Origin of the sequence: Ollibium composti (assembly GCF_004801285.1) — a bacterium.
Taxonomy (GTDB): Bacteria; Pseudomonadota; Alphaproteobacteria; order Rhizobiales; family Rhizobiaceae; genus Mesorhizobium; species Mesorhizobium composti.
The window spans coordinates 101,007-123,705 of sequence record NZ_SSNY01000007.1 but is presented as its reverse complement, the minus strand read 5'-3'; the positions used below and the strand labels follow the sequence as shown (position 1 = coordinate 123,705).

The 22,699-nt window shown below is 65.8% G+C and carries 29 protein-coding genes and 1 pseudogene; 4 read left to right on the top strand and 26 right to left on the bottom strand.

Annotated features, from left to right (window positions below):
* The 24 genes and pseudogenes from ccmI to E6C48_RS22830 form a co-directional block, all read right to left on the bottom strand.
* Positions 1-1,131, bottom strand: a complete 1,131-nt coding sequence (gene ccmI / locus E6C48_RS13325; protein WP_136358223.1) for a c-type cytochrome biogenesis protein CcmI — start codon at positions 1,129-1,131, stop codon at positions 1-3.
* A gap of 106 nt (positions 1,132-1,237) precedes the next feature.
* On the bottom strand, positions 1,238-1,669 hold the full coding sequence (locus E6C48_RS13320; protein WP_136357955.1) for a hypothetical protein: 432 nt from the start codon (positions 1,667-1,669) through the stop codon (positions 1,238-1,240).
* A 97-nt stretch (positions 1,670-1,766) separates the two neighbouring features.
* Positions 1,767-3,143 (bottom strand): ATP-binding protein, encoded by a 1,377-nt coding sequence (locus E6C48_RS13315; protein WP_230978757.1) that lies wholly within the window; start codon positions 3,141-3,143, stop codon positions 1,767-1,769.
* A 46-nt stretch (positions 3,144-3,189) separates the two neighbouring features.
* Complete coding sequence (locus E6C48_RS13310) at positions 3,190-3,855, bottom strand: response regulator transcription factor (RefSeq protein WP_136357951.1); 666 nt, start codon at positions 3,853-3,855, stop codon at positions 3,190-3,192.
* 77 nt (positions 3,856-3,932) lie between these two features.
* A complete protein-coding gene (locus tag E6C48_RS13305; protein ID WP_136357949.1) occupies positions 3,933-4,232 on the bottom strand; it encodes a hypothetical protein in 300 nt (99 codons plus the stop codon).
* A 125-nt stretch (positions 4,233-4,357) separates the two neighbouring features.
* Positions 4,358-4,564, bottom strand: coding sequence for a hypothetical protein (locus tag E6C48_RS13300; protein ID WP_136357948.1), 207 nt, complete (start codon positions 4,562-4,564; stop codon positions 4,358-4,360).
* A 34-nt stretch (positions 4,565-4,598) separates the two neighbouring features.
* A complete protein-coding gene (locus E6C48_RS13295) occupies positions 4,599-8,495 on the bottom strand; it encodes a baseplate multidomain protein megatron (RefSeq protein WP_136357946.1) in 3,897 nt (1,298 codons plus the stop codon).
* A 15-nt stretch (positions 8,496-8,510) separates the two neighbouring features.
* Entirely contained in the window at positions 8,511-8,954 is a 444-nt protein-coding gene (locus E6C48_RS13290; RefSeq protein WP_136357944.1) for an NlpC/P60 family protein, read from the bottom strand.
* A 1-nt stretch (position 8,955) separates the two neighbouring features.
* On the bottom strand, positions 8,956-9,846 hold the full coding sequence (locus E6C48_RS13285; RefSeq protein ID WP_136357942.1) for a DUF2163 domain-containing protein: 891 nt from the start codon (positions 9,844-9,846) through the stop codon (positions 8,956-8,958).
* Entirely contained in the window at positions 9,843-10,493 is a 651-nt protein-coding gene (locus E6C48_RS13280) for a DUF2460 domain-containing protein (RefSeq protein WP_136357940.1), read from the bottom strand. Before E6C48_RS13280 ends, E6C48_RS13285 begins: the two co-directional genes overlap by 4 nt.
* 8 nt (positions 10,494-10,501) lie before the next feature.
* Positions 10,502-11,077 (bottom strand): phage tail tape measure protein, encoded by a 576-nt coding sequence (locus tag E6C48_RS13275; RefSeq protein ID WP_407940989.1) that lies wholly within the window; start codon positions 11,075-11,077, stop codon positions 10,502-10,504.
* A 2-nt stretch (positions 11,078-11,079) separates the two neighbouring features.
* Entirely contained in the window at positions 11,080-11,400 is a 321-nt protein-coding gene (locus E6C48_RS23180) for a rcc01693 family protein (RefSeq protein WP_407940988.1), read from the bottom strand.
* A complete protein-coding gene (locus E6C48_RS13265) occupies positions 11,301-11,642 on the bottom strand; it encodes a gene transfer agent family protein (protein ID WP_136357934.1) in 342 nt (113 codons plus the stop codon). The genes E6C48_RS23180 and E6C48_RS13265 overlap by 100 nt, the downstream gene beginning before the upstream one ends.
* Complete coding sequence (locus E6C48_RS13260) at positions 11,639-12,055, bottom strand: phage major tail protein, TP901-1 family (protein WP_136357932.1); 417 nt, start codon at positions 12,053-12,055, stop codon at positions 11,639-11,641. Before E6C48_RS13260 ends, E6C48_RS13265 begins: the two co-directional genes overlap by 4 nt.
* Before the next feature lie 48 nt (positions 12,056-12,103).
* Positions 12,104-12,511 carry a DUF3168 domain-containing protein gene (locus E6C48_RS13255; RefSeq protein WP_136357931.1) on the bottom strand — a complete coding sequence of 136 codons (408 nt, stop codon included), beginning with the start codon at positions 12,509-12,511 and terminating at the stop codon, positions 12,104-12,106.
* Positions 12,492-12,662 (bottom strand): hypothetical protein, encoded by a 171-nt coding sequence (locus tag E6C48_RS22565; RefSeq protein ID WP_168734526.1) that lies wholly within the window; start codon positions 12,660-12,662, stop codon positions 12,492-12,494. The genes E6C48_RS13255 and E6C48_RS22565 overlap by 20 nt, the downstream gene beginning before the upstream one ends.
* 14 nt (positions 12,663-12,676) lie before the next feature.
* Positions 12,677-13,012, bottom strand: coding sequence for a phage head closure protein (locus tag E6C48_RS13250; protein ID WP_136357929.1), 336 nt, complete (start codon positions 13,010-13,012; stop codon positions 12,677-12,679).
* Positions 13,012-13,581, bottom strand: coding sequence for a head-tail connector protein (locus E6C48_RS13245; RefSeq protein ID WP_136357927.1), 570 nt, complete (start codon positions 13,579-13,581; stop codon positions 13,012-13,014). The genes E6C48_RS13250 and E6C48_RS13245 overlap by 1 nt, the downstream gene beginning before the upstream one ends.
* A 101-nt stretch (positions 13,582-13,682) precedes the next feature.
* A pseudogene (locus E6C48_RS13240) lies at positions 13,683-13,892 on the bottom strand (phage major capsid protein); the annotation flags it as partial.
* Positions 13,843-13,971 (bottom strand): hypothetical protein, encoded by a 129-nt coding sequence (locus E6C48_RS23040; protein ID WP_269142544.1) that lies wholly within the window; start codon positions 13,969-13,971, stop codon positions 13,843-13,845. The gene E6C48_RS23040 and the pseudogene E6C48_RS13240, both read right to left, overlap by 50 nt.
* Positions 13,961-14,314, bottom strand: a complete 354-nt coding sequence (locus tag E6C48_RS13235) for a DUF6107 family protein (protein ID WP_136357925.1) — start codon at positions 14,312-14,314, stop codon at positions 13,961-13,963. The genes E6C48_RS23040 and E6C48_RS13235 overlap by 11 nt, the downstream gene beginning before the upstream one ends.
* A 17-nt stretch (positions 14,315-14,331) precedes the next feature.
* Positions 14,332-15,513, bottom strand: a complete 1,182-nt coding sequence (locus E6C48_RS13230; RefSeq protein WP_136357923.1) for a phage portal protein — start codon at positions 15,511-15,513, stop codon at positions 14,332-14,334.
* A gap of 11 nt (positions 15,514-15,524) precedes the next feature.
* Positions 15,525-16,808 (bottom strand): DNA-packaging protein, encoded by a 1,284-nt coding sequence (locus E6C48_RS13225; RefSeq protein ID WP_230978756.1) that lies wholly within the window; start codon positions 16,806-16,808, stop codon positions 15,525-15,527.
* On the bottom strand, positions 16,732-17,229 hold the full coding sequence (locus E6C48_RS22830; protein WP_230978755.1) for a hypothetical protein: 498 nt from the start codon (positions 17,227-17,229) through the stop codon (positions 16,732-16,734). Before E6C48_RS22830 ends, E6C48_RS13225 begins: the two co-directional genes overlap by 77 nt.
* Before the next feature lie 336 nt (positions 17,230-17,565).
* On the opposite strand from E6C48_RS22830, the gene E6C48_RS13220 reads away from it, so the two are divergent.
* The 3 genes from E6C48_RS13220 (at position 17,566) to E6C48_RS13210 (ending at position 20,969) form a co-directional block, all read left to right on the top strand.
* On the top strand, positions 17,566-19,722 hold the full coding sequence (locus tag E6C48_RS13220; protein WP_136357919.1) for a transglycosylase domain-containing protein: 2,157 nt from the start codon (positions 17,566-17,568) through the stop codon (positions 19,720-19,722).
* Between the two features lie 115 nt (positions 19,723-19,837).
* Positions 19,838-20,422 (top strand): DUF1214 domain-containing protein, encoded by a 585-nt coding sequence (locus tag E6C48_RS13215; RefSeq protein WP_136358221.1) that lies wholly within the window; start codon positions 19,838-19,840, stop codon positions 20,420-20,422.
* A complete protein-coding gene (locus tag E6C48_RS13210; RefSeq protein WP_136357917.1) occupies positions 20,415-20,969 on the top strand; it encodes a DUF1254 domain-containing protein in 555 nt (184 codons plus the stop codon). The genes E6C48_RS13215 and E6C48_RS13210 overlap by 8 nt, the downstream gene beginning before the upstream one ends.
* Positions 20,970-20,982: 13 nt before the next feature.
* On the opposite strand, the gene E6C48_RS22560 is transcribed toward E6C48_RS13210, so the two are convergent.
* Positions 20,983-21,159 carry a hypothetical protein gene (locus tag E6C48_RS22560; RefSeq protein ID WP_168734521.1) on the bottom strand — a complete coding sequence of 59 codons (177 nt, stop codon included), beginning with the start codon at positions 21,157-21,159 and terminating at the stop codon, positions 20,983-20,985.
* A gap of 179 nt (positions 21,160-21,338) precedes the next feature.
* Here E6C48_RS22560 and E6C48_RS13205 point away from each other — a divergent pair, with 179 nt between their 5' ends.
* Complete coding sequence (locus E6C48_RS13205) at positions 21,339-22,337, top strand: DUF2336 domain-containing protein (protein WP_168734525.1); 999 nt, start codon at positions 21,339-21,341, stop codon at positions 22,335-22,337.
* On the opposite strand, the gene E6C48_RS13200 is transcribed toward E6C48_RS13205, so the two are convergent.
* On the bottom strand, positions 22,324-22,671 hold the full coding sequence (locus E6C48_RS13200; protein WP_136357914.1) for a DUF1491 family protein: 348 nt from the start codon (positions 22,669-22,671) through the stop codon (positions 22,324-22,326). The two genes, E6C48_RS13205 and E6C48_RS13200, sit on opposite strands and share 14 nt — an antisense overlap.
* Positions 22,672-22,699: the final 28 nt, after the last annotated feature.

Genomic DNA, 22,699 nt, shown 5'->3' with positions numbered 1-22,699 from the left:
CTACTCCGTCGCCGCCAGTCCGAGCGTCGCGGCAAAAGCGGACACTTTCTTCGCGGCGTCGCTGTCGGCTCCGAGGGCGGCAAGGCCGCGCGTCAGCGCATCGCGTGCCTGATCCGTCTTGCCCAGAACGACATAGGAACGAACAAGCCGCATCCAGCCGTCCGCGTCTTGCGGATCGCGGCGCAATTTTTCATCTAGGCTTGCCACCATCGTCTCGATCATGGCAGCACGATCCTGCGGCGACATGGCTTGCGCTGCCGCCATGTCCTGCTGCGAGGGGCCGTCGCCGGCGGAAGGCGCCTGCCGACCGTCCGCTTCCGCCAGGGCTTCCTGTGCGGCGCGGCGCCACGGCGAATCTGCCGGCAACGCGGCCAGCATCCGCTGCCAGCTGGCCTTGGCGTCTTCCGTGCGACCTTCCTGCGAAGCGGCCATCGCGAGATAGAAGCCGGCCTTGGGATTCATGGGATCAAGCATCAGCGCCGCCTCGAAAGCGGCCTGCGCCTCGGCCGAAACGATGCCGTTCGAGACATAAGTCAATGCTTCGCCCAAGCCTGCCTGGCGCGCCGCCGTCGACCCTTCGAGGCGGATGGCGTTGCGGTATGCCGTCACGGCGTCCGAAAAGCGCTGCAGGCGGAGATAGATCGGGGCCAGCACGTTCCATCCCTTGCCATCGGAAGGATCGGCCGCCAGATGCGCCTCCGCACGCGCCACCAGTTCGTCCACCGAGCTGTCCGCCGGATTTTTAGCCATCCGCTCTGCCAGCGGTTGCGACGGCAGATCGGGCGAACCGAGCATCCCATAAACGCCCCAACTGACCAGCGGGATGGCAAGTACGGCCGCCGCCGAGATGACCCTGAGTGCGGCTCCGTTCGATCGAGCCATGCCGGCATCGGAGGCGGCTGCATCGGCACGCAGGAGACGACGGCCAATCTCGGCCCGCGCCTGCTCGGCTTCGGTGGACTGGATCAAGCCTCGGCCGAGATCGCGATCGAGTTCCGCGAGTTGGTCGCGATACACCGCCACATCGGGGCTTGAGCCAGCCAGACGGCGCGAAGCTCCGCCGGCCAGCGGCAGCAGCACCGACAGGCTGGCGGCCAGCGTCAAGGCGGCGGCGATGATCCAAAAGAGCATGGCATCCCAAATAAACGCGCGGCCACGATCTGCCAACTACAGCGTCCTGCGACGCTTTGGCCGAATCCCGGCCGATCGCTTCCCGTCATGGCCGATGCGATGCGGTTCAGTTCAGTAGCGACCAGCTTCCATCGGCATTGCGACAGGCCGTTCCGCGCGCGGTCAAGCCGCCGCCACCGGCATGGACGGTCTGGGCATATTGGCGACAGTCCTGAGAACCAACGCGATAAGGCTGCGCAGCGACGACTTCGCCGTAATGGCTCGCCTGATCGCCCTTCCAGCCCACCGTCTGCCCGCTCGCCGTGTATTCCAGCGCCTTGTATTCAGCCTCAAGCGCATTGCGCTTCTCCCCGGCGCTCAGGCCGGCGCCGATGGAACCATTGACGAGGCCGCCGCCCATGGCCGCAATGACCGACGAGGAAACCTTGCCGCCGGCCGCGTTCGCAGCGAACACACCCGAGCCCTGGTTCGAGCCAGTAGTGCTGCACCCGGCAATGCCGGCAAGAAGGCCAGAAACCAGAAACAAACGAATTCTCATGCCACACCGGTTTCCAAGGCGCCGTCCCACGCTTCAGCGCCGCGGTAGTGCCAATATTTGGCCGAAATTGGGCTACCCACAAGGCTCCTCCCGGCGATCATTGCAGGCTCCGCAACCTGACCACGGCTCTCAGGCCGCCCATGGCGGACTGCTCAAGCGCCAACTCGCCCCCATACTCGTTGACGAGATCGGCGACAATGGCAAGCCCCAGGCCCGTGCCCGGCTTGGTCTCGTCCAACCGCTTGCCGCGCTTGAGAGCCTCGCGCGCCTTGTCCGCCGGTATACCAGGCCCGTCGTCCTCGATGGCGATCGCGAACAATTCCATACCGTCTGCCGCCTGCAAGGCAGGGCTAACGACGATCGCCACCTTGCTCTTCGCCCATTTGGCGGCGTTTTCGAGCAGGTTACCCAATATCTCTTCGAGATCCTCGCGCTCACCGGCGAAGATCACCTCCTCGGTCGGGAGCGTCCAGGAAACGGCGATCTGGGCATTGAGCTTCTGCACGACCCGGCCCAGCCGCTGCACCAGTTGCCCGACGGGGGTCCGGTAGACGACGCTGTCGCGCTGGGCGGCCATGCGGGCACGCTGCAGATAGTGCTCGACCTGCTTCTGCATCGACGCAGCCTGGTCGACGATCAACTGGCCACGCGCATCGCCAAGGGCGCGGCCTTCGTTCAGCAGCACCGCCAGCGGTGTCTTGAGGGAATGGGCGAGATTGCCCACCTGCGTGCGCGATCGCTCGACGATGCGCTTGTTGTTCTCGATCAAGGCATTGGTTTCGTTGGCCAGCGGTTCGATCTCGGTCGGAAAGCGACCGTCCAGCCGACGCGCGGTTCCCTCGCGCACCATGGCCAGCGCGTTCCTGACCCGGCGTAGCGGCTGAAGTCCGAGCACGATGGCGATCGCGTTGATAGCGATCATGCCGACGCCGAACATGGACAGGTAGGTCAGCAGGCGCCGCTGGAACGTGGCGATCTCGGTTTCGAGTTCACTGCGGTTGCCCATGACCCGAAAGCGGGCCGCGCGGTTCTTGGCGTCGAGCACGAATTCGCTCTCGAACACTTCCAGTTCCTCGCCGTTCAGGCCTTTCGTCGTGTATTTACGCTGGAAGGCGGAATTGAACGGCACCTCGGCGACGCTCGGCGAGGGAATAGACTGGGTCAGCGAAAACGATCGCAAGGTGCCGCTCACCCCCGGCGACGCGGGCTCGACAGACCAGTACCAGCCGGATTTCGGTTGGGAGAATCTCAAATCGCCAAGGTCCGGCGAGCCGGTAAGATTGCCCGCATCCGAGATTCCGACGGAGCCGATGAGATTGAACAGGTGGGCCGATAGGAGGCTCTCGAAGCCCCGTTCACTCGTCTGGCGGTAAAGCGTGGTGATGAGCGTGAAGATGATGACCAGCGTCAGGATCGCCCATACGGTTGAGAAGGCGACGACCCTGAAAGTCAGCGAGCGCAGCCAGAAACGCACAGTCGGCGCCAGTCCGGCACGAGGTCTGGTCAGGAGCGGTTCCGCCTCAAGCCTCCGTCTCGCGCATGCGATAACCCATGCCGCGCACCGTCTCGATGAGGTCTATGCCCATCTTCTTGCGCAGGCGGCCGACGAAAACCTCGATCGTGTTGGAATCGCGATCGAAATCCTGATCGTAGAGATGCTCGACCAGTTCCGTTCGCGAGACAACTTCGCCCATGTGGTGCATCAGATAGGCGAGCAAGCGGAATTCGTGCGACGTCAATTTCAGCGGCACGCCATCGATGTCGGCCTTGGATGCCTTCGTGTCGAGGCGCAGCGGGCCGCAGGTCAGTTCCGAGGAGGCATGGCCGGCAGCACGGCGGATCAGCGCGCGCAGGCGGGCAAGCACTTCTTCGATGTGAAATGGCTTGGCGACGTAGTCGTCCGCGCCAGCGTCGATACCGGCGACCTTGTCGCTCCAGCGATCGCGCGCCGTCAGGATGAGCACCGGCATCTTGCGGCCGTCGCGCCGCCAGCGCTCGACCACGCTGATGCCGTCCATCTGCGGCAGGCCGATATCCAGCACAACGGCATCGTAGGGTTCGGTATCGCCGAGGAAATGCCCCTCCTCGCCGTCATAGGCCCGGTCGACGACATAGCCGGCATCCGACAAGGCGTCGGAAACCTGCCTGTTGAGTTCCTTGTCATCCTCGACGACGAGTACGCGCATCGTGTCCTTTCTGCCCGCCAGACACCAGATATAAGGCGATTCCAAAACCTTGGGAAACGAGGTCCGAGCCTTGCGGCTCAGCCTTGCGGCACGACGATCTCGGCCCGGCGCGGACGTTCGCCTTCCTTGCCCGGCACGAGCACCACGATCACGCAGACCGCCTGCCCGCCTCGCGTGGCCGACGACGCCTTGGCGAGCGTCCCGCCATTCTGCGCGGCCACCTGCTGGCCCACCGCGTAACAGTCGGCGGCCACCGTCTGCATCGGATCGACATAATGCGGCACGGCGACCGGCAGGGCGCTGGCTTGCGCAAGGAACAAGGCTCCGGCACATAAGGCCAGCGCGACAGTTCCGAAAAGGGAGGTCAGCCGTTTCATGGCGAGCGTTCTAATATACCCGTGCTGAACATGGAATGAACACAGCAACGCCCGCAAAGCACCCGCCTTGAAATCACGTCCCACAAAGCCGGGCGCAACATTGCCCGGCCTCCCCTGCGCCTACACTAGCCTATCCTCGCCTTCGCCGACAACCGGCCAAAGATAGCCACCAGTCCCGACACGGCGCTGACGATCTGAAGCAGCGTTTCGGTCAGCGCCTGTCCGTCGACGCCGTCGATGGGTAAGCCGGTAAGGCCTGCGGCGCCGGTCAGGACTGTCACGATGGACGCCCATATGGTGCGGGACAGATACCAGGGTTTGCTAATGGTCATGGCAGGGTCCTTTCGTTGAGAAAAGTGCGGTCGCTCAGACGAGCGCCAGACGACGGCTGGCAGGCAGGCCCCAGCCGATCGAAGTGCCAAGCTGTCGAACCGTCAGGTCGATAGCCGCCGGCAGGCCGCCGAAATCGCTCGCGATCGCGGCGGCGTCGTAGATCCAGCGCGATTCCGCCACGTCCACCATCCGGATCACCGGGCCGCCCACAGGCGCGATTTCCACTCGATACTGCTCGCTCTCCTCGCCCAGCGGCACTTCGCTGCCTTCCCATTGGTCCGCGTCGATGCGGCCGCACCGGATCCAGGACAGCATGACGTCGCCGTCGTTGCGCTTCGCCCTGAGATGAACGGGCGCGTAGGGCAGTAGCGCGCGTACGCCGCCAACCTGGGCGGTCTGGACGAAATTGTCGGTGGAGAAATCCAGGGAAGACGGCCCGGCACGCCAGTTCAGCGACAGGCCCACCTCGCCTGCCAGCAGGCCAGCCGGCGTTACCGCATCGTCCAGAACTACAAAATCGGCGCCTGCCGGTGCACCTGCGGCCATGGCGTCGGTCGTGCCAAGCTGGCCACGCAGCAAACCGGACAGCTTCCAGACCTGCGGCGCCACCTCCTCGGCGGCTTCGAATTGCAGGATTTCCCATGCGCCGGTCGCCGAACGGATGGACGCCGCATTGGCGCCGTTCAACAGCTGGAGACGGCTGATGCTGGCAATCCCGGTATCGAACAGTTCGACGAAAAGCGAGCCGGCACGGTCGATCCTCCCGGCAAAGCCGGAACCCAGAGCGGCCGTCAGGCGGCCGAGGCTCGCGCGCTTTGTCACGAGCGCGCGAGCCGTGAAACCGGTCTCTTCGGGAGCGACGAAAATCGCCTGACTGCGCCACGGCTTTTGCCAGGCGGCCACACGAAACTGGTCCTGCGGCGCACCGCTTCCCACCGCTGCCGGCAGATCCAGGAAGAGGACGTGCGGTTGCCCGACAATCGCCGGCGCGCTCACACTTACCGAGGGCAGCGCGCCCGACCAAACCGCCGGGGCACCGCGTGTGATCTGTCGGGCCGAGACCTTGCGGACCAGACCGTCCTCGACCTCGGTGACGATGAACTCGGAAGGATTGCCGGATGCCGCGACCGTGACGATGGTGCCGGGAGCCACATCGACCTGCGGCTGCGGCAGGGAAAAGCTGGTCGTCTCGCGGCCGTACCAGGTGCGCTTCAGCCAATCGTCAAGCAGGGCTCGGGCCTGGCCGGCCTCCAGCACGCCGGGGAAGGAGAGCGCGTGTTGCCGACTCCCCGGCGCGCCAAGCCGAACGCTGCGGACCGACGCCGCTTGGTATTCGCCGAGCGGATCGCGGAAAGTCAGGATCGCTTCGGCCGGCAGATTGTGCTCAGGCTCGCGCTTGGTCTCGATCACCGGCCCGTCCGACACCGCGACGAATTCGCTTACCGCCAGAGCAGCGGTGCCGGAAGCGCCTGTCTGCCGCAGCACCAGCCGGTCGGCCCCTTGCGCCACGACAAGACCGAACAGGTCGAGCAGCGGTTCCAGCGCAGCGCGCGCGGAGGTGGGATCATCGACCACATAACCGGCGACGGAGCCGGTCACAGCGCCGGTGTCGGCCGTAGGCTGTCCATGGTCCGCGAGAATCGCGTTGACAAGGTCGCCCAAAGCCGGATTGGCGATGCGGCCGTTCAGCCAATGGCCGCGGTTCCAGTTCGCGCCGTCGCTCCATAGGTCGCCGCGCAGCGGAAAGGCGGGAAAGGGTCTGGCATCCCAGGCCCAGAGGTAGATGCGTGAGAAGTCCACCATGCGACCGCCATAGACGGATGAAAGCGGATTGGCCGCATCGTCGAAACCGACGGCGGCGACATCCCAGTGGCGGGCATGCGCTTCCAGGAAACGATGTTGGGCAGCGTCCGAGCGGCCGCCGCCCGAGAAATAAGGCATGCCGTTCTCGGCCGATTTCGGATCTGGAAAGACATTCGGCTGGTTCGGTCCCTTGTCGACCGCCGGACAGCCCAATTCCGTCATCCATATCGGCTTGGCCTGCGGCACCCAGGCGGTCGGAGACGCTTTCTCGATCCCACCGACACGGTCGAAATGCCGGTTTGACCACCAGCCCACAATATCCTTGTAGCGATAGGTCCACGGCTTGCCGTAAGCGCCGTCCGTGATCGGCACGCGGGCTCGGGCATCGCGCGCAGCGACGTCGGGATAGTACCAGTCGAAGCCCTCGCCGCCGGCAATGGCGCCGGCAAGGCCCGCCGGATCGTAGGGACTTGCGAAGCCGTCCGGATTGCCGCCGGCATAGTCGGCGTCGCGCCAGTCGGACAGCGGCATATAGTTGTCGATGCCGACCGCATCGATGGCAGGATGCGCCCACAGCGCATCGAGATGGAAAAAGACGTCGCCGCTGCCGTCGGCCGGATGGTGGCCGAAATACTCGCTCCAGTCGGCGCCATAAGTGATACGCGTTCCGGCCCCGAGCACCGTCCGGGCATCCGCCGCCAGCGCACAAAGTTGCTCGACGAAGGGAAAAGCATCCGCCTGGTCGCGCAATGTCGTCAACCCGCGCAGTTCGCTGCCGATCAGAAAAGCATCGACGCCGCCCGCGCGCGCGGCCAGATGGGCATAGTGGAGGATCAGCCGGCGGTATCCCCAGTCGCTGGCCGATCCGGCAAACATGACCGTATCGCCGGACACGAAAAACTGGCCGGGCAGCGCCGCGCCGCAAAATGCGTCGACCTGGGCGCGAGCCGCAGCAGTCCGGTCCGCACTGCCGGGCAGCAGGGGGGCGGGTTCCGCCGTGATGCGGCCGCGCCAGGGATAGCTCGGCTGTGCAGGCCGTCCATAGGGATCGGGCAAGCCGTTGCCATCAGGTATGTCCATCATCAGGAAGGGGTAGAGCGTGACGCCCAGTCCGCGCGCCTTGATCTCGGCAATGGCGTCGATCACACTGCGGTCGGACGGCGTGCCACCATAGGCTGCGCCGCCGTCATGCCGGGAAACGACTGGCGCATCGGCGCGCTGGACGCCGGACACGACCCAATCGCTGGACAAGCCGCTGCCGCTAGCGGTCGTCACGGCCGGGCGGATACGGCAGTGTCCTGCCCTCAGATCGTCGCCGAACCAGGTAACGATGAGCGCCACATGCTCGAGGTTGGGACACGTCGCCTGCAACTCGTCGAGCGAGGCGGCGATATCGGTCCCGGCAAACAGGACATTGCGGTTCACCGCATCCTCTTCGCCGGGACGATGCTGCCGACTGACGAGGGCCGGCGACAGGCCGTATTCGATGGCGCCCGGAAGCAGCGCGACGGCGCGCACGGAGCGATGGAGTTCGCCCACCGGACGGATGATCTCGAACTGCATCTGCGGAACACGATTGCCGTAGTCGCCGATCGGCAACCTGTCGAGCACGACGTAAGCGACGTCCCGATAGGCGGGCGTATTGCCGGCCCCCTGCTTGGCCTCGATCAGCGGATCGGCCGGTTGCTCAGCCGTACCCTGATAGACGCGCAGCTCGACCGTCTCGCGATCGATCTCGCGACCGTCCGCCCAGATGCGGCGGATGCCGGCGATCTGACCCTCGCATAGCGCGAAGGCGACATTGGCGTGGTAGGAATATTCGGTGACCTTGGGGCCGAGCTTGCCCTGCCGCCGGGTCGCCTTGCTCTCTTCGAAACGTGTCGCCCAGATCAGGATGCCGCCAAGCCGCGCCGTGCCGTAGAGACGCGGCAGCGCCACGCCCTCCTCGGCGGTGAACGGACGCGCGCCGCTGAGACGAGGTCCCTCGATGCGGTTGGTGCCGTTGATCAGCGCCCGGTCGACGGCATAGCCGGCCAGAGCGCCGGCAGCAGTGCCAATGGCCGTGCCGACAGGACCGAGCAGGCCACCGAGATAGGCACCCGCCGCTTGCAGAAGAATAGTCGCCATCGAGGCTCCCGGACGTCAGCTATCTGGAAAGGCGAACACCGCCGCGATGCGGCGGCGCCATTGCGGAACGAGCGGCGACCGCACGACGGCGGCCGCTCCTTCATAGGCATGGACGAAACCGTCCGTGCCCACGGCTATGCCGACATGCCGGGCCGGCCAATGCGGCCGCCAGCGAAACAGCAGCAGGTCTCCCGCCGCGAGATCCGCCATGTCTTTTTCACGGAAATGCCGGCGCGCCGCGCTGGCCAGCCGATCGCCCTCGCCGCCTTCCGACCAATCGGCGGCGTAGACGCCGGGGTGTTCGAGTTCCCGGCCGTAGACTGCCTGCCATACACCGCGCACCAGCCCAAGACAGTCGCAGCCTACACCCTTGCGGCAACCCTGATGCCGGTAGGGCGTGCCGACCCAGGCCAGCGCCTCGGCGACGATCGCCTCTGCCAGCGGACTGTCGCCTGCCATTCTATGGGACGACCGGTCCGCCATCGAATGCTCCGCCGTCGGTCACGTAGGAATAGGCCGCATCGTTGCCGGGCAGATGCGGAAAGCCGCGAAAATTCAGCGCATTGCCGAATTTCGCCTTGCACGTCGCAAAATTTTTGTCGCAACCGGCCGTCACCGAAAAGGCATCTCCGGCCTCGATGGCGGGACCAACAATCGGCAACAGGACGAACACGGTTCCGTTTTCCGTCTTGCGATGGGCGACGATGCGCTCGACCCATCCCGCCCGCGCACCACTCGTCCATGTCAGCGTGCCGGACGAGAACCAGCCGGACTCGTGAGCGTCGAGGCCGGCGACCTGCATCGTCTCCGAGGCGCCGGTCGCGACGACGCTACCGGCTGCGGTGAAACCCGGCTGGGCAAGCAGGAAGCCGCAGCGCGCATCGCCGAGTTCCGCATCGCAGGAGCGCGTGACATAGCGCCCGTTCGGCTGGTCGAGCGCCGTCACGAGACTTTCCAGCTCGGCAACGAAGCGCTCGTCGCTGCGCGTGATTTTGCCGATGATGGCCGTGCGGATCACCACGAAATCCACAGGCTGGCGCCAGTTGACCAGAAGCGTTTCCACCCTGGCGCCGTCGTAGAGGCCGGCGGCGATATCCTCGTCGCGGATACGGTCGGACGAAAGAGCGCCCTCGACGTCGACCGTATCGACCGCAAGGCCCAGCGTGTCGCGCGCCTCGCTGGCGGAAAAGCCGGTTTCCGGCTCGAAGGCCAGGCCACCGACCATCAACCTGCGGTCATGATCGGTAAAACCCGCAACGACCCCGTCCTTGCGGGCCAGGCGCCAGCAATGACAGACCGTCGTGACCTCACGCGAGAAATGCGCGGCAAGCGCAGCAGGGTAAGCCGTCACAACGGCACCTCGACCAAGGGAATGGAGGGGATCTGTCCCGCCTTGAAGGCCTTCAGGTTGATGGAAAGGCGTTCGGTGTCGAAGCGCACCGGCACGTCGAATTCGTAGCCTGCGGTAATGACCGTCCCGGCCGCCGGAACATGCTCCTGCGCAAAGACGATCTCTCCGGTCGCTGCGTCGAAGCTGAACGCGGACGGCGCATCCTGCACAACGGTCGCCACGGCAATCCTGAGGGTTGCCGGGCGCGGTTTCGTGACGAGACGGCGATAGGCGTCGTCACCGATGCCGTAGACCTTGACCAGCGCGAAGCGGTCGGTCGCACCATCCCCCACGCCAATCACCTGGTCGAGCGCGGATGGCGCACCGTCCGGCCGGCAGGATTTCATGTCGAACGGGTCGCGGAAGCGGAAGGCGTGCAGGGAACCGCGCCGCGCCTCGAAGAAGTCGATCACCTCATGCAAATCGTCGAGCGAGCGCACACCGGTGCCGGCGTCATAGTAGTGCCGCGACTGCGAAAAGCGCGCATTGCGTTTCTCGCGACCGGACGTCAGCGTGACGATCTCGTTGCGCCGCTCCGGTCCGCCCGTCGCCCCGAAAGAGACACCGAGCGGAAACAGCACGTCATGGAAGCTGGAAAGTTCGGTCACGAATAGCCTCAAAAGGTTCGGGTGCCGCGCGAGACGGCGCGCGCCAGCATGCCGGTGATCTGTGCCTCGGACTTGCGGAAGGAGGCCGCGTCCTGCGCAGTGACGTTGAAGACGACATTGACCGGTGCCGCCGCTCCGGCGGCGGCGACGCCGAGGCTGCCGTCGGCGCCGCGGCGCAGGGGTAGGATCGCCTCCGATCCCGCCTCGCCCATCAGGCCGAGATTGCCGCCAAGCGGGAAATAGGTCGGCGCCGACACAACGCCGCCGCCGGCGAACGGCACGACGTGGCCGGGCACGCCGCCCTTGGCGAAGGGCAGGATGCCCGACAACCCGCCGATGAGGCCTGAGAACAGCGAGCCGGCCAGCGACTGCAGTGGTTGCAGCCCCTGCTTCAATGCCAACCCCGCCAGGTTGAGCCCGATGCGGCGCAGTACATCGTCGAACTCCCTGCCGCTGACGACGGCCCCTTTCATCGCACCGGCCATCTGGGTGCCGAAGCTCTCGGAGAGTTTGCCGAGATCCGCCAGCGCAGCCTCGAATGGCGATGTATCGGCGCGGACGGAAACGGTTACGTCTTCGGCCAAGATCAGGCCTCCTTTTCAGAACGATCGGGGAAGGCACGCATCAGCGCGACCAGATCGGCACGCAAGGGAACCGGGCCGCGTCCAGGCGAGCGGACGCGCACGGCATGGCCGAATTCGACCGGCGTCATCGCCCAGAACACCTCCGGCGAAAGCCGCAGCAGGCCGAAACCGACGGCCATCGCCTCCTCCCACGGAAAGGCCAGTCTCTCGCCCGCTGCTGCGTCTAAGGGTTTGGCGTCGGAGCCTGTCCACCGGCGGAACCGAAGGTCGCCATCAACAGCTCCGACACGATCGCCGCAAAACCGGCGGCACCGTTTTCGCACTGCATGGCACCGACCTCTTCATCCGCGATGTCCTCGCCGGCGCCACGCAGGCCGGCGCCAATGACGCGCATCATGTCGAGCGCTGACAGCCGCCCGGCCGAGAAACGCTCGACCAAGGCGGTCAGGTCGTCGGCCGCATAGGTTGCCTCCAGTTCGGCCAGCGCACCGAGCGTCAGGCACAGCCGGTGCGGCCTGCCGTCGAGTTCCGCCGAAATCTCGCCGCGTCGCCGGTTCGCGCTCATGCTACCACCGCGAAGCTGATGGCGCCCGCCGACTCCAGCGCCATTTCGAAGGTGACCTCGCCGTCATGCGCGCCGGAATATTCCAGGGAGGTGATCTGGAACGGGCCGGAGACGATACCGAAATCCGGAATCGCCATCTGCCACGTGGCGATTTCCCCGGCGAAGAATTTCGAGCGGATCAGCGCGTCGGACTGGGCGTCCTTGAAGATGCCCGAACCGCTGACGGCAGCGCGCTGCACACCGCTGCCGGCGAGCAGTTCGCGCCAGCGTCCGGCCGAATCCGCATCGGTGACGTCCACCGTCTCGCTGTTGAAGGCGACACGTTTCGACCGCAGGCCGGCGACGGTGACGAAACTGCCTTCGCCGGTGGAATCGAGTTTGAGAAGAAGGTCCTTGCCCTTCTGCGCGCCCATGCAGGCCTCCTGATTGTGCTGTCGATTATGGGATCGGACCGGACGCGCTCAGGCGTCGTCCTCGATCATGGCGCGGAAGCGCAGCAAGCCGTGATGGATCAGCAGATCCTCGTCATAGCGCGCCTCCGAATAGTCCAGCCGCAGGGCGACCAGGCGATGGGCCTCCAGCGCAAGCGGCTCCTCCAGCCGCGCCCGGATGGCTTCCATGATATCCAGCGTTTCCTTCTTGCCCTGGGTCTTCGACCAGACGTGCAGGGTGAAAAGCTGTTCGGCACCTTTTTCGGTGGCGGTGCTCCAGTCGTAAATGCCGGTCATGCCGAACGTCACGTAGGGAAAGCGGACGTTTGCCGGTGCCCGGTCGAACACCTTGGCGCCGCCGAGCAGCGCCGTCAGCGCGCTCTCCGCACCCAGCGCGGAAAAGATCGCCTTCTGAAGATCAGCCGCGGCCGCGATCATCGCCATCCTCCTTGCCGCGGAATTCCGTTATCCGGGCGGAGTTCCGCCTTTCCATCGGCGCCTGCCTTGCCGAAAGGGTGCCACGCTCGGCCTGTTCGGCCAGATCGAGCGCCTTCCAGCGCAAAGCGCGCACGAGGCCGTCGAGCGTCATCGCCATCGTCACCTTCATATGGTCGTCTCCCGCGTCCGGCACAAAAGGTAGCGGCCGCTCTCGTCGGGATCGTGCGCGGTGACGATCAGGAAGAAGCGGCCACCGCCGGCAAGGCGCATGTCGGCTTCGACATCGCCGCGATGACGCAAGGTGATGCAGTGCGTCACCGCCTCCAGCGTCTGACCGGCGCCGAACCGACTGTCGGCCGAGACCGGCTCGATGCGGGCAAAGACGGTGGCAACGTCGCTCCAGTTTTCGGCAAACCCGCCGAGATCGTCCGGCACGGCCGTCACCGTCTGAAGCACCAGCCGGGTGCGCAGCGCGCCGGGATCGACAAAGGTTTTCCCCATCACAGCCGCCCCGCGCGATAGCCGGCGACGATGCGGTCGAAGCCGGCGGGATAGGAAACGGGCTGGTCGGCCGGGCCGTAGCCGGCGCGTAATTCGTACCAGTGCGCAACCAAAAGCAGGATCGCCCGCTTCAGCGGATCGGGCACGTCGGTACCTGCCTCGCCGAAGCCGGCGGTGAAGTCGATCTCCAGCCCGTTCATCGCGCGCAGCGGCGCGACGGAGGCGTTGAAATGGATGCGCGCCGGCCGCGACACGGCATCGACCTGATAGGTGGCAGGGTCTATGATCGTCCCCTCGCCTTCGCTGCCGAAGGCTGTGACGGACTGCACTTCGCGCAGCGGATGGATCCTGACGAGCGCGCAGCCGCTCTCGGGCAAATCGTCGAGGACGAGCCGCCAGCTTTGCAAAAGCAGCGCCATGCCGGTGCTGCGCTCGACCTCCTGTCGGGCGGCGCGGACAAGGCCGGCGAGCAGTTCGTCGTCGTCGGTGTGATCGATGCGCAGATGGGCCTTTGCCTCGGCCAATGTCACCGGTTCGGCGACCGGATCTACGGTGCGGATAAGCGTCATGCGTCAGCCTTCATGGAGAAAGGAAAAGCGGCTCCGGCGGGGAGGAAACACCGGAGCCGCCATCGACTCCCGCCCCGCTCAGAAAGGGACGGGAGAAGCACTCAGGCAGTGCCGAACTTCAGGAGCTTGATGGCGTCGAAGTCCTGCACGCCGCCGCCGACGCGCTTGGTCGTGTAGAACAGCACATAGGGCTTGGCGGAGTACGGGTCGCGCAGCACCCTCACACCCGCACGGTCGACGACCAGATAACCACGGCCGAAATCACCGAAGGCGATCGGTGTGGCGTCGGCGCCGATATCGGGCATATCCGGAGAACGTGCCGTCCGCGCCAACCTTGTCGAGCACCAGATCGACGAACTTGCGTTCGGTCGGCCGCACCTCACCGATCATCGGCATTCTCCTGATTTTTCTTGCCAAAGAGGCTTCCTATCCCGTTCTGCTGGAAGGCACGCACGACGAAGCCGAGCGCCCACCAGGCGCACAGGCTCGCCACTGCGGATCCCATCAGCATGAGCTCCGTCGGGCCAATCGCTGTCTCGATCTCGAGTTTGGACGCCACCTTGAGGCCGGCCGTGCCGCCGAACACCATTCCGCACACGACGCCGACTGCGAAGCGCGCGGCTGCCTCGCGCCTGCCATGCGGTAGCATGTAGGCGAGCGAGATTGCGGAACCGGCGACGGCGCCGCCGGCCTTGGCCAGCCACAGCCAGGCCGTTTGAGACATATCGTTCATGATCCTGGGTCCGTAATTCAGCCGAGACCGCGCGGCTGGTAGCCGACCGCCTCGCGCTTCTCGTCCTCGGTGAGGAAGGAGGCCGCATCGACGCGCTTCCACAGCGCATCGCGCTCGCTGGACAGGCCTTCGATGCGGTCGGCGTCGTACCAGAGACGCAAGCCTTCGCCGAACGGCCCGGCCAGCCAGGCCGACAGTTCCTTGGCGGTGCGCGCCACCAGTGGCAGTACGGTCAGCCGGTAGAAGGCGCGGTTGGCTTCCTGATAATTGGCGTAGGTGTTGTCGCCGGGAATGCCGAGCAGCATCGGCGGCACGCCGAAGGAAAGCGCGATATCGCGGCTGGCCGAATGCTTCGCCTCGATGAAGTCCATGTCCTTCGGCGACAGCGCCATCGCCTTCCAGTCCAGTCCACCTTCCAGAAGCAGCGGCCGTCCCGCCCTGCGGGCGCCGGAATAACCTTCCTCCAGTTCCGCTTTCAGCCGGTCGAACTGTTCGTCGCTCAGGTTGCCGCCGTCCTTCGGCGCATAGACCAGCGCGCCGGAGGGCCGCGCCGAATTATCGAGCAGCGCCTTGTTCCAGGTGCCTGCGGCGTTATGCGTGTCGAGCGCCATCAGGGCCGCTTCCAGCGGCGGAAAACCGTAGTGGTCATCGAGCGGGTGAAAGAGCCTCAGATGCAGCGCTCCGCCCCCCTCGCCGGCGCCGAGCAGCATCTTGCGGTGCACCGACCCTTCGCGATGATCGAGCGCCACCGGCCAACCGGTTGCGTCCGTTTCCACCGTGACCCGATCGGGGCGCAGGAGATGCAGTTCGCGCGCATCGCCACCCGCCTCGATCAGCTCGACATAGGCGTTGCCGGCGAGCAGAAGGTGGCCGTACAGCGCCTCGAAGAACGTCGCGCCGGCCTGCCGCTGGTTCGGCTGGCCGAGCAGTTTCAGCAACGGGTGCTCCTCGATCTCCGCCGCCCCCTCATAGAGCAGCCACGGGATCGCCGATGCGGTTTCGGCGATCAGCCGCACCGAGCGGTGGACGATCGGGTTCCTCATGAACCCTTCGCGCGCCAGCGCGGCATAGTCGCGGCGCGTCCAGCGCGCCTCGGCCTGCGCCTGGAAGGCGATGAAACCGCCTGGGGCGCCGCCCTTCGTTTCCACGCGCACACCGGCGCCGTTCCCCTTGCGGGGCCAAGGCCATGTCCAAGCCATATCCCATCCTGTCAGCGAAGTTCACGTATCCGCGGCTCGGCCGCGTGGTCCGGCATCAGTTCCGTCACCGCCCACACCAGCGCGTCCACCCGGTCCGGCGAGTGGCCGTTCGACAGCCCGTCCGGGCCGAAATCGCACATCTCGTCCTCCAGTTCGGCGAAGCGGCCGGCATGGAGCACCCTGCCCTGGTGGTAGAGGGCTGCGACCGGCTCGGCCCTAAGCCACTTGCCGCGCCGCGCCCTGACCGCCTTGACCGGCACGGCCGGATCGACGGTGCGGATCACGGCCGAGGCCATCTCGCCGCCCTGGTTGACCTCGACCAGCAGGCGATCGGCCCGCAGCGAATGAAACAAGGCTACGGCCTGCGAGGCCCAGCGCTGCGGCTGGGCGCCGCGCAGTGTCGCGTCGGCGAGCACGACCGCCCTGCCCTCGCCGTCCAACCCGGCGGCGACGATGCCGCAGGCGTCGGACGTCTTGCGCGAACTGGCCGGCGGATCGACCGCCACGACGATGCGCTTCAGTTCGCGAGGCGTCGAGACAATCGCCGTTTCGAGCAGGCCGCGCGACCACAGCGCATCGGCGCGGTCCTCGATCAACTCACCACCCAGCTCCTGCCGGCCGAGCACGCTGCCAGCATAGCGCCGCTCCACGGCGGCGAGGAAGCCGGCGGCCAGGTTGGCGCTGTTGTCCTGCGTGGTCATATGGGTCTTGACGACCATCGGGTCCGCCAGCAGGCGCTTCAGCAACCGGGTCGGGCGCGGCGTCGTCGTCAGCAATTGCAACGGACGCTCACCGAGCCGGAGACCGAATTGCAGCATGTCGAAGCAGTCCTCGGCATGTCGCCACTTGGCCACCTCGTCGCACCAAGCCGCCTCGAACTGGTGGCCGCGCAGGCTTTCCGGATCCTCGGACGAGAACATCAGCGCCACCTGCCCGTCCTTCCAGACGAGCCTGCGGCGGCTCGCCTCGAAGCGCGGCCGCTCCCGCCGCGAAATCGTGGCGATGCCCGAAATGCCCTCGATCATCACGTCGCGCACATCGGCCAGCGTCTCGCCGACCAGCGCCAGACGAAAATGCTTGTGGCCAGCGAAGGGCGGTATGGAACGCGCCAGCCCGTTGATCCATTCCGCGCCGGTTCGCGTCTTGCCGGCGCCGCGCCCGCCGAGCAGCAACCACGTCTCGGGCGATCCCAGCAGCGGGTATTGCGCCAGACGTGCGCTACGGAACCACTCGTTGCGGATCGACCAGATCCTTCGCTCCCCGACTTTCCGCAACCAGGGAAGCTGCGAGTTCACGGGCAAGCTCGATAATTCTGTCGTTAATGAGCTGGAGCACGGCGGCCACGTCTTCATCCGATCCGATCTGGTTCTCTTTGGCAGCCTCGTCGGGCCGCATGATTTCGCCGATCTTGTCGAGGCCGCGCACCATGGCAATGATGCCGTCGATCTCGGCCTTGCTGATCCCCTTTCCTCCCTCGCCGGCGCCGCTTCCCAGCGCCTCCAGCCGGCCGAGAAGCTGGCCGGCCACCTGCCGCACACGCGCGGCCACGTCCTGTCCGGAACCGGAGCGCAGAGCCCATCCTTCGCGTTCGGCCTGCACCCTCAGCCCGTCGGGCGAGCGCCCGCACGCCTCGGCGATCCGCTCAAGCGAAATATCCGTGCCTTCGACAACTGCGCGCTGGGCACGGTGCCGGGCAACCGCCGACGAAGCAGCCATCAAATCTTTCCCATGTTCGGACGAGGACGAGCGGGCGGCGGACGGAGGAAAGCCAGCGGCCCCCGCTTCCGGCAAACATCGAGCCATAACCGACCGCTTTCGCTGTCCGGCTGCCGCTGCCCACACTTTTGTGACGATAGCGAAACCCTACCAGACCAGCGTCACGGTGTCAAGAATAAATTCCTATCTTTTTTACCGTCTTTTCAGCGAAGCCAGACCCAGCTATCGGTTGTCCCTTGTCGGCGTCGTGGAAATCGGGGAAAAGGAGCAGGCCTTACCGCCCTGAAATCGCCCGCAAGCGTTTTCAATCTGCCGGCGAGGGATTGCGGAAGCCACATGGTCGACCCCATCAAACCACGCAGGAAAAGAGGCCCCGTAGCCGCGTGGCTGCTGGCGGTTGATGCCTGGCTCGATTCCTCGCTCTACGAGATCCGCTTCAAGGCTGGCGAGTTCTGGGAAGCGGCGACGATCCTCTCGCGGCGCTTCCGCCTCAAGGGATGGCGGCGCGCCCTCATCGAACTGCTCAGCGAAGGCTTCACCATGGGTGCGGGCGGCGCGGTGGTCATGCTGGCGCTCGCACTGCCCGCCTTCCAGGTGACGAAGGGCGACTGGAAAGCCCAGGACGATTTCGCCGTCACCTTCCTCGACCGCTACGGCAACGAGATCGGCCAGCGCGGCATCATCCAGCGCGATTCGGTGCCGGTCGACCAGATGCCGGATCACGTCATCAAGGCGGTGCTGGCGACGGAGGACCGGCGCTTCTTCGAGCACTACGGCATCGACGTGTTCGGCCTCGTCCGCGCCTTGACCGAGAACATGCGCGCAAATTCGGTCGTGCAAGGCGGATCGAGTATTACCCAGCAGCTCGCCAAGAACCTGTTCCTCTCCAACGAGCGCACACTGGACCGCAAGATCAAGGAAGCCTTTCTGTCACTGTGGCTGGAGGCCAATCTCTCCAAGAAGGAGATTCTGCAACTCTACCTCGACCGCTCCTACATGGGCGGCGGCACCTTCGGCATCGAGGCGGCGGCGGATTTCTATTTCGGCAAGAGCGTCAAGGATCTGAGCCTCGCCGAAGCGGCGATGCTGGCCGGCCTGTTCAAGGCACCGACGAAATACGCGCCGCACATCAACCTGCCGGCGGCGCGCGCCCGTGCCAACGTCGTGCTGAACAACCTGGTCGACAGCGGCTTCATGACCGAGGGCCAGGTGCTGCAGGCACGCATCCACCCCGCCGACGTCGTCGACCGCGGCGAGCGCAAGAGTCCCGATTATTTCCTCGACTGGGCCTTCGACGAGGTCAAACGCCTGGCGCCTCCCGGCACCCACTCGCTGGTGGCGCATACCACCTTCGACGCCAACCTCCAGAACGCGGCGGAGGAATCCCTGGAATTCCACCTCAGGCAATACGGCAAGGATTACCACGTCAGCGAAGGCGCGATCGTCGTCATCGAGACCAACGGCGCCGTGCGGGCCATCGTCGGCGGCCGCGACTACGGAGCCAGCCAGTTCAACCGCGCGACCAAGGCGCTGCGGCAGACCGGCTCGTCCTTCAAGCCCTATGTCTATGCCACCGCCATGGAAAATGGCTTCAAGCCCGAATCAATCGTTTCCGGCGGTCCAATCAGCTGGGGCGGCTGGGCACCGCACAACTATGGCGGCGGCTTCTCCGGCAACGTCACCCTGCTGACCGCCTTCGTGAAGTCGATCAACACTGTGCCGGTCAGGCTTGCAAAGGATCACCTGGGTATCAACGCCATCGTCGATATGGCCAAGGCCATGGGGGTGGAGGCGCCAATCGAACGCTTCAAGACAACGGTGCTCGGCACATCGGGAGAGACGGTGATGGACCAGGCCACCGGCTACAGCGTGTTCGCGCAGAACGGAGTTGTCGGCACCCGCCACGGAATCACGCAGCTGGTCACCCACACCGGCGAGGTCGTCTACGACTTCGCCAAGGATGCGCCACCGCCGCACCGCGTGCTGTCGGAGCAGGCGTTGCGCTCGATGAACGCCATGCTGACGCAGGTGCCGGTGATCGGCACGGCCCGCCGCGCCGCCCTGCCCGGCATCGTCTCGGGTGGCAAGACGGGCACCACGCAATCCTATCGCGATGCCTGGTACGTCGGCTTCACAGGCAACTACACGGCCGCCGTGTGGATGGGCAACGACGACTTCAGCCAAACCCGTAACATGACCGGCGGATCGCTGCCGGCGATGGTCTGGCAAAGGCTGATGGCCTACGCGCACCAGAACATCGACCTGAAGCCGATCCCCGGCATCGATCACCCCTTCGTCGACGACGCAGTCGCGGCCAAGGCCGAGGAAGCGCAAAAGAAACAGGCGGAAGCGGATGCCGCAAAGGCCGCGGCCGAGCGGCCGCCGGTATTGTCCAGCCGCACCACGCAGATGCTGCGCGAGCTGACACGGCTTTTCCAGGCGGCACCGCCACTCGCCATGGCCGCCGAGCCGGAAACACTGTCGGCGCTTTGACTTCGCATCCGCCCAGGCCCGGCTGCACGGATGGCGAACTGCCCGGCGCTTGCCAGCGCGGCCCGCGTCACGATATTGCGGCATGGCATCTTTCGTGTCCTCCGAGCCGTTCCCCATGCTGAAGAACGCACTCCTGACGCTTCTGGCGGTCGCCATCGCCGTCGGTCTCGGCGGCGGCAGCGTCTGGTATGCGCTTCATGCGCAAAGCGGCGTCGGCGCCATCCGCATCGGCCCGTGGACGGCCTTCCCCGATATAGGCACGCCGAACGCCGACCCGTATTCGCAGGCGCGCATCGCCAGGGAAGGGGTATTGGCACTCGGACGGGCAGAAGGACTCGCCTTCGTCGCCGAAAGCGATTCGGCCGGCCGGAAACTGCGGCGGGAGTGCGCCTACACCATCGCAGGCGCGTTCCCGACCGCGCGCTTCTGGACGCTCTACGCCGCCGACCAGTCGCTGGACGTCATCGCCACGGGCAAGGCAAGGCCGGCTGCGCTGCATTCCTACGAGGTCCTGCGCCAGACGGATAATTCCGCCAGCATCTCGGTGTCCAGCCGCCCCGCTCCCGGCAACTGGCTCCTCGTCAACGGCGCCGGAACCCTCTATTTCGTGCTGACCTTCTACGACACGCCGATCGCCAACAGCACCGGACTGTCCGACGTGACGCTGCCTGGCATCGTGAAGGGCCGATGCGATGCGTAAGGTCATCTACGCCGTCCTGCTCGGCCTGTTCGGCGCCGGCATCGTTCATATCGCCGTACTGCTTCTGGTGCCTGATTTTTCCGAACGGGACGCGTGGTCGCGGCTCGCCATGGCATCCGACCTCTACCGCATGACGCGCTTCGACGCCGAGGCCGGCGGGCCGCCCGTCGTCAAGTCCGTGGACCCGCTGTTCTTCGCCGCCGCCTGCAGGTTCGACCTCAACGACGGCATGGTGCAGGTGACCGCGCCGGGCCAGGTGCCCTTCTGGTCCGTTTCGATCTACGACCGCAACGGCCACAACATCTACAGCTTCAACGACCACAGCGCGACCGGCGGCAAGCTGGATACCGTCGTGCTGACGCCCGCACAGATGATCGAGGTGCGCAAGCAACTGCCGGAAGACTATGCCGGCTCCATCTTCGTCGAGTCGCCCATCGGCGAAGGCATCGTCGTCGTCCGCGCCTTCGTGCCGGACGCGAGCTGGAAGCCGACCGTCGACCGCTTCCTCAACGGCGCCACCTGCGATCCCGAAACCCTTGAGGACTGACCGCTTCGACGGTTCAGTGCCGCGGCGCGGGCTTGTTCAGCGGCGGCCTCGCCGGATCGGACGGCCCACCGCCCGATTGCGGCTCGTAGCGCACGCCGGGGAAGATGATGACGGCTGCCGGCGTCGTAACGGTCAGCGGCGGCCGGTTCGTCGCCGCCGTTCGCGGCGTGAAAGACAGTATCCTGCCCATGGTTCGCGTATTCCTCTCGGTTGCCCCGGAGCACAACGCAACGCCTCCATCTCTTGATAAGGCCACCAGAGGGTTAACGGAACGCTAACGGATCGCCGCTAATTTGACCGATGTTCCGTCGCGCGAAGTGGTCGAAGGCCGATGCGACGGACAGTGTGGACTGGCGTAAGGCGTATCTCGTGTCTTCTTCGGATTTCCGTCACATTGCGGCGCGGACAGAAGCAGGAAAGGCCGAGCGTCTGTTCCGTGCGGCGATCTCCGCCTTCTGCTGCCTGCCCCGACCCTCGCGGCGCGAGATCGCGCAGATCGAGGACCTGACGCTCCCGCTTTTCGACGGCGTGTCCAGCGAGGGTCTCCGCTTCGCCGCCGCAGCACTGTGCGAATGTGCCTATCCGCCCGCCGCACTCGTACGCCGGTTGTGCGACGCGCCCGTCGACGTCGCCGCCCCGTTGCTGATCCGCTCGCTGGCGCTGACCGATATCGACCTGATCGCCCTCATCGGCCGTCACGGCCTGCCGCATGCGCGCGCCATCGCGCGGCGCAGGGACCTCAATCCGACCATTGCCGATCTTATCCATGCGCTGGAAAGGCCGACGCTGGTGAAAGCCGCTTCACCTCCCGCAGAAGCGCCGGAAGCCGAGACTGCCGTGCCGGCGAAAGTCGATCAAAAGCCTCGCGGACAAGCGGCTGAGGAGACGAGGCAAAGACTGCGCTCGATCATGCTGGCCGACAAAGCGGCCGCCGAGGGTTCGCTCAATCCTTCGGCCAGATCAGGCACCTACGCCAAGCTGCGCGAAACGGCGCTGACCGGCAATGCCGTGTTCTTCCAGACCGCGCTGGCGGACGCGCTCGATATCGACTTCGCCATGGTGAGGGCGCGCATGTCGGTGGCGGACTATTCCGCCTTGCTGACGGCACTGCGGGCGCTGGACATCGGCGAAGACAGAGCCTTCCTGATCGCCGTGGCGATCTTCCCCTCACATTTCCCGCATCCGCAGGCGATCCGGCTGTTCCTCGACCGTTACCGGCTGCTGCACCGCGAAGCCGCAGCGGAGCAGGTGCGCGAATGGAAGGCGGAGGCCGCCTCGCAGGCGATCATCGAAGCGAGGCGCGCGAGAGCCAACTCCGATACGCCTGCGGCGCCAGAGCGGCCTGCCGCAAGGTTCAAGGCAGGCTGACGTTCAGCAACTGCTCCACCGGCACGGACCCGGCCTCGATCTCAACAACCCAGATGTCGGAATCGAATTTCCGCTCCCGCTCCAGCCGCGCCTGGAGCGCGTCCTGGTCCTCACCGTCGCCGAGACGAACGAACAAGCGCTCGTCGGGACGGGCCTGGTCGTAACTGGTTTGCGGTGCGGGGCCGAATAGTTGCACCGTGCCCAGTCTGTCCCTGGTCAGAACGAAAACCGCACCCGCTTCGGGCGCACCCTTGCTCATAACGGCGGCAAAGCCGCCGCCGCCGAAAACCCGGCGTATCAGCGCCGATACCCAAAGATCGGTGGTAACCCGCATAATGAGACTCCGGCTTCGCGGCTTTTCA

Excerpts from the sequence above, each read along its gene's own strand:
- ccmI (WP_136358223.1), bottom strand. The coding sequence starts at position 1,131 with ATGCTCTTTTGGATCATCGCCGCCGCCTTGACGCTGGCCGCCAGCCTG.
- E6C48_RS13320 (WP_136357955.1), bottom strand. The coding sequence starts at position 1,669 with ATGAGAATTCGTTTGTTTCTGGTTTCTGGCCTTCTTGCCGGCATTGCC.
- E6C48_RS13310 (WP_136357951.1), bottom strand. The coding sequence starts at position 3,855 with ATGCGCGTACTCGTCGTCGAGGATGACAAGGAACTCAACAGGCAGGTT.
- E6C48_RS13305 (WP_136357949.1), bottom strand. The coding sequence starts at position 4,232 with ATGAAACGGCTGACCTCCCTTTTCGGAACTGTCGCGCTGGCCTTATGT.
- E6C48_RS13300 (WP_136357948.1), bottom strand. The coding sequence starts at position 4,564 with ATGACCATTAGCAAACCCTGGTATCTGTCCCGCACCATATGGGCGTCC.
- E6C48_RS13295 (WP_136357946.1), bottom strand. The coding sequence starts at position 8,495 with ATGGCGACTATTCTTCTGCAAGCGGCGGGTGCCTATCTCGGTGGCCTG.
- E6C48_RS13290 (WP_136357944.1), bottom strand. The coding sequence starts at position 8,954 with ATGGCAGGCGACAGTCCGCTGGCAGAGGCGATCGTCGCCGAGGCGCTG.
- E6C48_RS13265 (WP_136357934.1), bottom strand. The coding sequence starts at position 11,642 with ATGAGCGCGAACCGGCGACGCGGCGAGATTTCGGCGGAACTCGACGGC.
- E6C48_RS13260 (WP_136357932.1), bottom strand. The coding sequence starts at position 12,055 with ATGGGCGCGCAGAAGGGCAAGGACCTTCTTCTCAAACTCGATTCCACC.
- E6C48_RS13255 (WP_136357931.1), bottom strand. The coding sequence starts at position 12,511 with ATGATCGCGGCCGCGGCTGATCTTCAGAAGGCGATCTTTTCCGCGCTG.
- E6C48_RS22565 (WP_168734526.1), bottom strand. The coding sequence starts at position 12,662 with ATGACGCTCGACGGCCTCGTGCGCGCTTTGCGCTGGAAGGCGCTCGAT.
- E6C48_RS13250 (WP_136357929.1), bottom strand. The coding sequence starts at position 13,012 with ATGGGGAAAACCTTTGTCGATCCCGGCGCGCTGCGCACCCGGCTGGTG.
- E6C48_RS13245 (WP_136357927.1), bottom strand. The coding sequence starts at position 13,581 with ATGACGCTTATCCGCACCGTAGATCCGGTCGCCGAACCGGTGACATTG.
- E6C48_RS23040 (WP_269142544.1), bottom strand. The coding sequence starts at position 13,971 with ATGATCGGTGAGGTGCGGCCGACCGAACGCAAGTTCGTCGATCTGGTG.
- E6C48_RS13235 (WP_136357925.1), bottom strand. The coding sequence starts at position 14,314 with ATGAACGATATGTCTCAAACGGCCTGGCTGTGGCTGGCCAAGGCCGGC.
- E6C48_RS13230 (WP_136357923.1), bottom strand. The coding sequence starts at position 15,513 with ATGGCTTGGACATGGCCTTGGCCCCGCAAGGGGAACGGCGCCGGTGTG.
- E6C48_RS22830 (WP_230978755.1), bottom strand. The coding sequence starts at position 17,229 with ATGGCTGCTTCGTCGGCGGTTGCCCGGCACCGTGCCCAGCGCGCAGTT.
- E6C48_RS13220 (WP_136357919.1), top strand. The coding sequence starts at position 17,566 with ATGGTCGACCCCATCAAACCACGCAGGAAAAGAGGCCCCGTAGCCGCG.
- E6C48_RS13215 (WP_136358221.1), top strand. The coding sequence starts at position 19,838 with ATGCTGAAGAACGCACTCCTGACGCTTCTGGCGGTCGCCATCGCCGTC.
- E6C48_RS13210 (WP_136357917.1), top strand. The coding sequence starts at position 20,415 with ATGCGTAAGGTCATCTACGCCGTCCTGCTCGGCCTGTTCGGCGCCGGC.
- E6C48_RS22560 (WP_168734521.1), bottom strand. The coding sequence starts at position 21,159 with ATGGGCAGGATACTGTCTTTCACGCCGCGAACGGCGGCGACGAACCGG.
- E6C48_RS13200 (WP_136357914.1), bottom strand. The coding sequence starts at position 22,671 with ATGCGGGTTACCACCGATCTTTGGGTATCGGCGCTGATACGCCGGGTT.